Here is a 10,060-nt window from a genome sequence, read left to right as displayed (position 1 = left end):
CCGCGATGGGAGACCTGCCTGCGCATCTGCGCCGGTCGTTGACCTGGGACCGAGGCTCGGAGATGGCCGGCTACGTCGATATCCAGCTCGATCTACGCATGCCGGTCTACTTCGCCGATCCGCACTCGCCGTGGCAGCGCGGCTCGAACGAGAACACCAACCGGCTGCTGCGGCACTGGTTCGCCAAGGGCACCGACCTGTCCGGGTGGAGTCCCGAGGACCTCAAGCGGGTCGCGACCATGCTCAACGCCAGGCCACGCCCCACCCTCGACCTCAAGACCCCCGCCCAAGCACTCAAGAACCTCCTGACCCAAGCCGCCTAAGTTGCACTAACCGATTGACAACGGGGCTCGAGCCGGACGTGCAACCTTCGGTTCGACGCCGAGATTGACACATAGGTTGCGGCTCGACGCCGATGACCTGGGCGAGTGGACGCGCAGCTTGCCGTTCGGCGTCGGTCGAACTGGCGGGAGCGACCCATACGTTGCGGTTCGGCGGCATGGCCGGGCCGCGCTGCTGGCGCGGCCGGGCGGCGTGGCGAGCAGCACGTCGGACAGCGTGAGGTGCGACGGTCGAGGCCGGCCGCGTCAAACTGCTCATGCCTCGGTACGTCACCTGCCGACGGCGGCAGAACTCATCGAGCGCGACCACATCCGCCGTCGGAGGGGGCTCTTGCACAGGCCGCCGATCGCCGTGTCATCACGCCTGACCCGATCGCGTTTGCTGGCGCCATGGGACGAAGGATCGAACTACCCAGCGACCTGGCGATCATCGCGCAGGCCCAGGCGGGCCTGATCACGACCGCGCAGTGCAGTGAGCTCGGGGTGTCACTCACGCGCATCGCCCGTCTGCTCGATTCGGGCGCTTGGTCGCGCGTCACCCGCGGCGTGTACGACACCGACTCGACGCCGATCGTGACCCGGCACCCGGATCGCCGCCGTCGCCGGGCCGCCTTTGCGGCGAAGCTCGCGCTCGGACCGGATTCGGTGGTGGTCGGTGCGTGCGCGCTGGCGATCCATGGTGTCTGGGGCCTCCCGATCGCGCTCGAGCCGCAGGCAGCCCTCCCCGGCGGGCGCCGCGCATACTCGCGTGACGGGATCCATGCACGGATGTTCGACGCCGGAATGACGGTCACCGAGGTCGACGGGATCATGGTGGCCACCGTGGACTGGGCGCTGGTCCAGGCAGTGCCCGAGATGGGTCGGTACCAGGCCGTAGCGGTGATGGACCATGTTCTGAACAGAGGGCTCATGACCCGCGACGAGCTGGACGAGGTGCATGACCGGGCTCGCGGGCGGCGAGGTATCGCCACGCGGCACGGCTTCTTCGGCGAGGTGGACGCGAGGGCGGAGTCCCCGCCAGAGTCCGAGGCCCGGCTCGACTGCTTCGACAACGGCGTACCGCCGGACGTGCTGCAGGTGCCGGTCCGCGATCTGTCCGGTGTCGTGCGCCGAGGCGATCTGGGATGGAAATTCAAGGACGGACGGCTCCTGATCGCGGAGATCGACAGCGACGAGCACCACACCATGGCGCAGCTCGCAGCTGATGCTGAACGGCACAACGACATCACTGCTGTCTCGGCGGTCGTCCTGCACTTCCGGAAACAGGCGGTCAGCACGCCCGGCACGGTATCCAGCAAGGTCCGCGCGACGCTCGACACGTACAACAGCGGGTTCCGCTGATCGACCCGCGACGACGAGCGCCGAACCGCAAGCTGGCCGTCTGCAACCGAATCTCCCGGTGCCGAACCGCAAGCTGCCCGTCGATCTTCGTGCCGAACCGAAGGCTGGACGTCCTGCGAGGCCTCGATCGACGTGCAGCTTTCGGTTCGACGCCGCATAGACGCGCAACTTGCGGTTCGGCGCCGGGCTGGACGCGCAACTTGCGGTTCGGCACCAGCCAGGTCGAGCAGACGCGGTAGCCGGGTTCGGGTTCGGGTGAGAGTCCGGATCCGGTAGCTGACACGCGCCGGCGGCGGACATCACACCGCCGTCGGCCCGCGACGTGGCAGGATTCTCAGGTGCCCGAAGTTCTTGACCCCACGATCTCTGCCCGACTCAAGCGGGACGACGCCGGCCTGGTGGCCGCCGTCGTGCAGCAGCACGACACGGGCGAGGTGCTCATGGTCGGCTGGATGGACGACGAGGCCCTGCGCCGCACGCTCACGGAAGGGCGCGTGACCTTCTGGTCCCGCAGCCGCGAGGAGTACTGGCGCAAGGGCGACACGTCCGGGCACGCCCAGTACGTCAAGGCCGTGAGCATCGACTGCGACGGCGACGCGCTGCTCGTCCAGGTGGACCAGGTGGGCGCAGCGTGCCACACCGGCACGCGCACGTGCTTCGACGCCGGGGGCGACCTGGGCGCCGTGGTCGGAGAACGTAACCAGCGATCCGAGGAGTACCGGTGACCCAGCTCGAAACCCAGCTCGACCCCCACGAGGCCCGCACGGCGACCGCACCCGCCGACCTGCCCTGGGGTCGCACCTGGCCGAGCCTCGAGGAGTTCCGGGAGATGGCGACGGACCGGCGTGTGGTCCCGGTGGTCCGTCCCCTCCTCGCCGACGACGCCACGCCCGTCGGCCTCTACCGGACCCTCGCCCGGAGCAAGCCCGGCAGCTTCATCCTGGAGTCGGCGGAGTCCGACGGCGTCTGGGCGCGCTGGTCGTTCGTCGGCGTCACGTCCCGCGCGACCCTGACCAGCGACAAGGGGAAGGCCGTCTGGACGGGTGACGTGCCGGTGGGCATCCCGACCGAGGGTGACGTCGTCGAGGTGCTGGAGGCGGCCCTGGTCGCGCTGCGCACACCCGGCGTGGCGAACCTGCCGCCGCTGACCGGCGGCCTGGCGGGGGTGCTGGGCTGGGACATCGTGCGGCACTGGGAGCCGACGCTCCCGTCGACCGCCCCCGACGAGGTGGGTGCGCCCGAGCTCGCGCTGTGCCTCGCCACCGACCTCGCCGTGGTGGACCACCGGGAGGGGACCGTGTGGCTGGTCGCCAACGCGATCAACGCCGACGCCACCGACGAGCGCGTCGACGAGGCCTACGCGGACGCCGTCGCCCGGCTCGACGCCATGGAGGCGCGGCTCGCCGCCGGCGGGGCGCGCGTCACGTCCGTGGTCGTCGACGGTCCGGAGCCGCAGCTCGAGTTCCGGTCCACCCAGGACGAGTTCGAGGACGCCGTGCTCGCGGGCAAGGAGGCCATCCGCGACGGCGAGGTGTTCCAGGTGGTGCTGTCCCAGCGCCTGGACCTCGACTGCCCGGCCGACCCGCTGGACGTCTACCGCGCGCTGCGCACGATCAACCCCAGCCCGTACATGTACTACTTCCACCTGGCCAAGCCCGACGGCGCCGAGTTCGCGGTCGTGGGCTCCAGCCCGGAGACCCTCGTGAAGGTGGACGACGGTCACGTCACCACCTACCCGATCGCCGGTTCCCGGCCGCGTGGTGCACAGCCGGAGGAGGACGCCGAGCTGGGCGAGGAGCTGCTGGCCGACCCCAAGGAGCGGGCCGAGCACATCATGCTCGTCGACCTGTCCCGCAACGACATGGTGAAGGTGTGCGAGCCCACCAGCGTCGAGGTGGTCGAGTTCATGAAGGTGCGCCGGTTCAGCCACATCATGCACATGTGCTCGACGGTGGTGGGCCGGCTCCGTGCCGGCCGCAGCGCCCTGGACGCGCTGCGCGCGACCTTCCCAGCCGGGACGCTCTCCGGCGCCCCGAAGCCGCGCGCTATCGCCCTGATCGACGAGCTCGAGCCGGCCTCCCGCGGCATCTACGGCGGGGTGTGCGGGTATTTCGACTTCGGCGGCAACATGGACATGGCCATCGCCATCCGCACCGCCTACATCGCCGACGGACGCGCCAGCGTGCAGGCGGGCGGGGGCATCGTCGCCGACTCGGTGCCCGCCCTGGAGTACGCGGAGTCGCGCAACAAGGCCGCGGCGGCGGTGCGGGCGATCCAGCTCGCGTCGCGCCTGACGCCGTTGCGGCCCGCCGGGAGCGGCAAGTGACCCGCGCCCGCACCGTCCTCGCGCTGCTCGTCCTCGGCGCGCTCACGTTCGGTACCGGTTCGCCCACCTGGGTGACCACCACGGTGGCCACGGCGCTGGAGTCCGAGGTGGCGGTCGCCGCAGCGGGCACCTCGGCCGCGCCGGGCGTCGGGGCCGGGGCGCTCGTGCTCCTGGCCGCCGGTATCGCGTGCGCGCTCACCGGACGCGTGGCCCGGTACGTCGCCCTCGTGGTCGCGGCGGCCGCCGGGGTGCTCGTGGTGGCGAGCACGCTCGTCGTCGTCGGCGACCCGACGCCCGCCGCCACCGCCGCCGCGTCCGAGGCGAGCGGCGTCACGGAGCTCACCTCGCCCGTGACCCTGACCCTGTGGCCGTGGGCCGCTCTCGCCACGGGCGTGCTCGCCGTGGTCGTGGCGGTCTGGGGCGCGACAGCGGCCAAGGGCTGGGCGGCGACGTCCGGCCGGCACGAGCGCGCGGCCGCGGCCGCCGGCGCTCCCACCGCCGGCTCGCCCGCCGGCGCCGCCCCCGGGACGCCCGCCGCCCCCGGCACGTCCGGCACGTCCGGCACGCCCGACGGCGGTCCCTCCGCCGACCCGGACGACGAGATCGACCCGCACGACGCCTGGGACGCGCTGTCCCGTGGCGACGACCCCACGGGCCGCTGACCTGACCCGGAGCGGTTAGGCTGAGCGCGTACCGCACGACACGAAAGGCACCCACCTGCGATGACCGACAACAAGCCCGAGATCGCCTACCTCCCGCCGGGCGTCCCGCCGACCAACCACGGCCACACGGTCGCCGCGTGGGTCACGATGGTCGGGATCACGCTGGGCGTGCTCGTCTGCGCGTGGGGCGTGCTGGTGGCCCAGTCCTGGTCCTCCTGGCTGGTCCTGTTCGTGCTCGGCTTCGTGGTGATCGGCGCCTCCCTGATCGTCGGCCTCGTGCTGCGCAACCTCGGCATGGGCCAGAAGAGCGTCGGACGATAAGGCGATGACCGCCCTCGCGATGGCCGCGCCGCCCGCAGCCGCGTACCCCAGGAACAACCTGGGGGCGTGGTCGCTCGTGCTGGGCATCGCGTCGGTGGTGCTGGCGCTGGGAGTCCTCACCGGGGTCCCCGCCATCATCGTCGGCAACAAGGGCCGTAGGGCCGTGCGGGCCGGCGAGGCCGACAACGAGCGCATGGCGCTGACCGGCGTCGTGCTCGGCTGGACCTCCCTCGTGATCTTCGCCCTGGTGATCGGGCTCATCGTCGCGCGGTTCCTGGCCGGTGGACCCGGTTCCTGAGGCGGCGGCCCGGCCGGCCGGCCCCCACGCGGGGGAACCGGCCGCCGAGGCCGTGCCGGACACCGGTAGGCCCGCTCTCCGCGCGCCGCTGCTGGCGGGCGCCGCGGTCGGGGCGGCCACGCTGCTGCTCGCGGTGCGCGACCCGCATGCACGCGGCTCCTACGGGTTCTGCCCGCTGCTGGAGCTGACCGGCCTGGCCTGCCCGCTGTGCGGGGGGCTGCGCGCCACGCACGACCTGGCGCATCTCGACCTGGCAGGTGCCTGGTCGGCGAACGCGCTGTGGACGGTGACCGCCCCCGTGGTGGTGGTCCTGTGGCTGGCGTGGCTCGTCTCCGCCGCTCGCGGCCGGCCCGTCAAGGGCCTGACCAGCACCGCCGGGTGGGTCACCCTCGGCGTCGCGCTGGCGTTCTTCGTCGCACGCAACCTGCCCGGGCTGCAGCCGTACCTGACTCCGTGGACCTGACCAGGTGATCTCCAGGGAGTCCTCGGACGACTCCCGGCCCGGGATCTGACGGAACGTCGTCTCACGCTCCGGGAGTGGTCAGGACCACACCGACGATCCGCCTACGATGGCCATGGGGCGATCGCCCCGCAGCAAACGTACGAGGCGTATGACGAGGGCAGAGCAAAGGCCACGGGGAGGCTCATTACATGTCGGTCCTGGAGGACATCGTCGCGGGAGTTCGTGAGGACCTCGTGGAGCGGGAGGCACGTGTGTCTCTCGACGCGCTCAAGGAGCGCGCCACCGCGGTGCCCGGGGCCCTCGAGTGCCTCGGTCGCCTCAAGCAGGCGGACGCCGTCTCGGTGATCGCCGAGGTGAAGCGCTCGAGCCCGAGCAAGGGCTCGCTCGCGCAGATCGACGACCCGGCGGCGCTCGCCGCCGAGTACGAGACCGGCGGCGCGTCCGCTATCTCCGTGCTCACCGAGCAGCGCCGGTTCAACGGCTCCCTCGCGGACCTGGACGCCGTGCGCGGCCGGGTGGACGTCCCGGTGCTCCGCAAGGACTTCATCGTGACGCCGTACCAGGTGTGGGAGGCCCGTGCGCACGGGGCCGACCTGGTGCTGATCATCGTCGCCGCCCTGGAGCAGACCGTGCTCGAGTCGCTCATCGAGCGCGTGCACTCGCTCGGCATGACCGCCCTGGTCGAGGCGCACAACCTCGAAGAGGTCCGCCGCGCCGTCGGTGCAGGCGCCCGCGTGATCGGCGTCAACCACCGCAACCTGAAGACCCTCGAGCTGGACCGCGGCCTGTTCCGCAGCCTCGCCGAGTACATCCCGGACGACGTGATCAAGATCGCGGAGTCCGGCATCCGTGGCCCGCACGACGTGATGGAGATGGCCCGCGCCGGCGCCGACGGCGTCCTGGTGGGCGAGGCTCTGGTGACCGACGGCGCACCGCGCTCGTCGGTGGCCGACCTCGTAGCGGCCGGCTCGCACCCGTCGCTGCGGTCCGTCCGTCCGGCTTGAAGGGATCCGAGGTGACTGACGTTAAGCTGTCCGACGTCTCCGGCCCGTACTTCGGCCAGTACGGCGGGCGTTTCGTCCCCGAGGCGCTCATCGCCGCGCTCGAGGAGCTCGAGGCCGAGTTCCGCAAGGCGGCCGACGACCCGGAGTTCGTGGCCGAGCTGCAGCGCCTGCACAGGGAGTACACGGGCCGCCCCAGCCCGCTGACCGAGGTGCAGCGGTTCGCAGAGCATGCCGGAGGCACGGCGGGCGCGGTCCGAGTCTTCCTCAAGCGCGAAGACCTGAACCACACCGGCTCGCACAAGATCAACAACGTGCTGGGGCAGGCCCTGCTGGTCAAGCGCATGGGCAAGAAGCGCCTCATCGCGGAGACCGGGGCCGGCCAGCACGGCGTCGCCACCGCCACCGCCGCCGCCCTGATGGATCTCGAGTGCGTGATCTACATGGGCGAGGAGGACACCCGGCGCCAGGCGCTCAACGTGGCCCGGATGCGCCTGCTCGGCGCCGAGGTCGTGCCGGTGAAGATCGGTTCGCGCACCCTCAAGGACGCGATCAACGAGGCGCTGCGCGACTGGGTCGCCAACGTCGAGTCCACGCACTACCTGCTGGGCACCGTCACGGGCCCGCACCCGTTCCCCGAGATGGTGCGTCAGTTCCACCGCATCATCGGTGAGGAGGCGCGGGAGCAGATCCTGGACCGGGCCGGCCGCCTGCCCGACGTCGTCGCGGCGTGCGTGGGTGGTGGGTCCAACGCGCTCGGAATCTTCAACGCGTTCCTCGACGACAAGGGCGTCGACCTGTGCGGCTTCGAGGCCGGCGGCGAGGGCATCGACTCGGGCAAGCACGCGGCCCGGTTCAGCGGCGGCGCGCTGGGCGTGCTGCACGGCGCACGCTCCTACCTGCTGCAGGACGACGACGGGCAGACCCTGCCCAGCCACTCGGTGTCGGCGGGCCTGGACTACCCGAGCGTCGGCCCCGCCCACGCCTGGCTGCACGACCTGGGGCGCGCCACCTACGAGCCGGTGACCGACGTCGAGGCCATGGAGGCGTTCCACCTGCTGTGCCGCACCGAGGGCATCATCCCGGCCATCGAGTCGGCGCACGCCCTCGCGGGCGCGCTGCGGATCGGCAAGACCGCGGCTGCGGAAGGCCGTACCGGGCCCGACGGCGAGCCGCTCCTGATCCTCGTGAACCTCTCCGGGCGCGGCGACAAGGACGTGGCGACGGCAGCCCGCTGGTTCGGGCTGCTCGACGGCGCCGCGGGCGGCGTCGCGGCAGAAGAGCTCGAGCGGCAGGAGGGCCGGGGATGAGCGCTGTGACAGAGCCGGCTACGGAGTCGCGCACGAGCGACCTCATCGACCGGCTGCGCGAGCAGGAGAGCCGGCCCGCCCTGGTGGGTTACCTGCCGGTGGGCTTCCCGACGGTGGACCGGTCGATCGAGGCGATCAAGACCCTGATCGACCACGGCGTGGACATCGTCGAGCTCGGCATCCCGTACACCGATCCCGTGCTCGACGGTCCGGTGGTCCAGCAGGCCGCGCAGGCGGCGCTGGACGCGGGCGTTCGCGTGCGGGACGTGTTTCGTGTGCTGCGCGAGGTGTCCGACTACGCCCCGCACGTTCCCGTGCTGGTCATGACCTACTGGAACCCGGTGCTCAAGTACGGTGCCGATGCGTTCGCACGGGACCTGGCCGCCGCAGGAGGCGCCGGGCTCATCACGCCCGACCTCATCCCGGACGAGGGCCCCGACTGGATCGCCGCGAGCACGGCGTACGGCCTGGACCGCGTCTTCCTCGTGGCCCCGAGCTCGACTCCGGAGCGGCTCCGGCGCACGGTAGACGCGACGCGCGGGTTCGTCTACGCGGCGTCGCTCATGGGCGTGACCGGGGTGCGGGCCGAGGTGGGCTCGCGCGCCGAGCAGCTCGTGGCCGACACGCGCGCCGCCGGCGCGGTCAACGTCTGCGTGGGCCTCGGCGTCTCCACCGGTGCGCAGGTCAAGGAGATCGGCCGCTTCGCTGACGGCGTCATCGTCGGGTCCGCGCTGGTCCGGCCGCTCCTGTCGGACGGTGCGCTCGGCGACGCCGAGTGGGCCGACCGTCTCACGAAGCTGGCCGAGGTGACGGAGGACCTCGCCGCCGGGGTACGGTCGGCGCGCACCACCGCGCCCGACGCACCTGCCGGCGCGACCGCCGTTCCCGGAGAGGCCCCGTGACGCTGCTGACCGTGCTGCCGGCAACTCTGCCCATCGAGTTGACCGCTGTGCTGCCGGCTGTTCTTGCCACCGAGATACCCAGTCCCTCCGAGCACACCTGGTATCTCGGGATCGTCCCGTTGCGGGCCTATGCCCTGGCGATCCTCGCCGGCATCGCGATCGCCGTCTGGATGACCGCCAGGCGGTGGAAGGCTCGCGGCGGCAAACCGGACGACGTCCTCGACATCGTGTTCTGGGCGGTGCCGTTCGGCCTCCTCGGCGGCCGGGTCTATCACGTGCTCTCCTCGCCCGACCGCTACTTCGGCGAGAACTTCTCGGGCGGGGGCGACCCGATCAAGGCGCTCTACATCTGGGAGGGCGGCCTCGGCATCTGGGGCGCTGTGGCGCTCGGCGCCGTCGGGGCGTGGATCGGCTGCCGGCAGAAGGGCGTCAGGCTCTCGTCCTTCGCCGACGCCGCCGCGCCCGGCCTCCTGGTCGCGCAGGCCGTAGGGCGCCTTGGCAACTGGTTCAACCAGGAGCTGTACGGACGACCCACCGAGCTGCCCTGGGGCCTGTACATCGACGCGGAGTACCTCGTGTCGAACCCCGCGACGGGCGTGGCGTACCCCGAGGGCACGCTGTTCCACCCGACGTTCCTGTACGAGCTCCTGTGGTGCCTGGCGATGGCCGGAGCCCTCCTCTTCCTCGACCGCCGGTTCAAGTTGGGTCATGGGCGGGTATTCTGGGCGTACGTTCTGCTCTACACTCTCGGACGGGTCTGGATCGAGATGCTTCGCATCGACGATGCAGAGCTGGTGCTGGGGCTCCGTCTCAACGTCTGGACCTCGGTCCTCCTGGGCCTCGCGGCCATGGTGATCTCGACAGTGCTGGCTCGGAGGTTCCCCACCAGGGAAGAGTCGGTACGGCTGCGGCCAGCGGGGGATGATCCGTCGGCCGGACCTGAGGCCGACCCGAAGCCTGACCCAGAGCCGGACCCAGCGGGTGAAGAGACCGGCGAGGCAGCGGCCGAGCCGGAGGAACAGAAGAACGCAGCAGTGGAGGAGTCCGACGCGGACACCTCCACGCGCACCTGAGGGGCACGACCGCCGGGACCAC

General features: G+C 71.6%; 12 protein-coding genes. All 12 read left to right on the top strand.

Annotated features, from left to right (window positions below):
- Nucleotides 1–323, top strand: a 323-nt coding sequence (locus APR04_RS23700) for an IS30 family transposase (RefSeq protein ID WP_253875086.1), incomplete at its 5' end; no start/stop codon positions are given.
- Nucleotides 324–731: 408 nt separating this feature from the next.
- Entirely contained in the window at nt 732–1,682 is a 951-nt protein-coding gene (locus APR04_RS23695) for a type IV toxin-antitoxin system AbiEi family antitoxin domain-containing protein (protein WP_253875085.1), read from the top strand.
- A 338-nt stretch (nt 1,683–2,020) separates the two neighbouring features.
- Nucleotides 2,021–2,407, top strand: coding sequence for a phosphoribosyl-AMP cyclohydrolase (gene hisI / locus APR04_RS23690; RefSeq protein ID WP_253875083.1), 387 nt, complete (start codon nt 2,021–2,023; stop codon nt 2,405–2,407).
- The gene (locus tag APR04_RS23685; protein WP_308292389.1) at nt 2,404–4,008 is read left to right on the top strand and encodes an anthranilate synthase component I; all 1,605 of its coding nucleotides are present in this window, start codon (nt 2,404–2,406) and stop codon (nt 4,006–4,008) included. Before hisI ends, APR04_RS23685 begins: the two co-directional genes overlap by 4 nt.
- Nucleotides 4,005–4,670 carry a Trp biosynthesis-associated membrane protein gene (locus APR04_RS23680; protein ID WP_253875081.1) on the top strand — a complete coding sequence of 222 codons (666 nt, stop codon included), beginning with the start codon at nt 4,005–4,007 and terminating at the stop codon, nt 4,668–4,670. Before APR04_RS23685 ends, APR04_RS23680 begins: the two co-directional genes overlap by 4 nt.
- 60 nt (nt 4,671–4,730) lie before the next feature.
- Nucleotides 4,731–4,991: an HGxxPAAW family protein gene (locus tag APR04_RS23675; protein WP_253875079.1), complete on the top strand. Its 261-nt coding sequence runs from the start codon at nt 4,731–4,733 to the stop codon at nt 4,989–4,991.
- 4 nt (nt 4,992–4,995) lie between these two features.
- On the top strand, nt 4,996–5,289 hold the full coding sequence (locus APR04_RS23670; RefSeq protein WP_253875077.1) for a DUF4190 domain-containing protein: 294 nt from the start codon (nt 4,996–4,998) through the stop codon (nt 5,287–5,289).
- Nucleotides 5,273–5,752, top strand: a complete 480-nt coding sequence (locus APR04_RS23665; protein ID WP_253875075.1) for a DUF2752 domain-containing protein — start codon at nt 5,273–5,275, stop codon at nt 5,750–5,752. Before APR04_RS23670 ends, APR04_RS23665 begins: the two co-directional genes overlap by 17 nt.
- 188 nt (nt 5,753–5,940) lie before the next feature.
- A complete protein-coding gene (gene trpC / locus APR04_RS23660) occupies nt 5,941–6,756 on the top strand; it encodes an indole-3-glycerol phosphate synthase TrpC (RefSeq protein ID WP_253875074.1) in 816 nt (271 codons plus the stop codon).
- A gap of 11 nt (nt 6,757–6,767) precedes the next feature.
- Nucleotides 6,768–8,063, top strand: coding sequence for a tryptophan synthase subunit beta (gene trpB, locus APR04_RS23655; RefSeq protein WP_253875072.1), 1,296 nt, complete (start codon nt 6,768–6,770; stop codon nt 8,061–8,063).
- On the top strand, nt 8,060–8,965 hold the full coding sequence (gene trpA / locus APR04_RS23650) for a tryptophan synthase subunit alpha (RefSeq protein WP_253875070.1): 906 nt from the start codon (nt 8,060–8,062) through the stop codon (nt 8,963–8,965). The genes trpB and trpA overlap by 4 nt, the downstream gene beginning before the upstream one ends.
- The gene (gene lgt, locus APR04_RS23645) at nt 8,962–10,038 is read left to right on the top strand and encodes a prolipoprotein diacylglyceryl transferase (RefSeq protein WP_372496166.1); all 1,077 of its coding nucleotides are present in this window, start codon (nt 8,962–8,964) and stop codon (nt 10,036–10,038) included. Before trpA ends, lgt begins: the two co-directional genes overlap by 4 nt.
- Nucleotides 10,039–10,060 lie beyond the last annotated feature (22 nt).

It is taken from the genome of Promicromonospora umidemergens (assembly GCF_024171995.1).
GTDB classification, from domain to species: domain Bacteria; phylum Actinomycetota; class Actinomycetes; order Actinomycetales; family Cellulomonadaceae; genus Promicromonospora; species Promicromonospora umidemergens.
This window is presented reverse-complemented; position numbering and strand designations above follow the sequence as displayed.

Bases quoted from the DNA above. Each gene is read 5' to 3' on its own strand.
- APR04_RS23695 (WP_253875085.1), top strand. From the start codon at position 732: ATGGGACGAAGGATCGAACTACCCAGCGACCTGGCGATCATCGCGCAG.
- APR04_RS23675 (WP_253875079.1), top strand. From the start codon at position 4,731: ATGACCGACAACAAGCCCGAGATCGCCTACCTCCCGCCGGGCGTCCCG.
- APR04_RS23670 (WP_253875077.1), top strand. From the start codon at position 4,996: ATGACCGCCCTCGCGATGGCCGCGCCGCCCGCAGCCGCGTACCCCAGG.
- trpC (WP_253875074.1), top strand. From the start codon at position 5,941: ATGTCGGTCCTGGAGGACATCGTCGCGGGAGTTCGTGAGGACCTCGTG.
- trpA (WP_253875070.1), top strand. From the start codon at position 8,060: ATGAGCGCTGTGACAGAGCCGGCTACGGAGTCGCGCACGAGCGACCTC.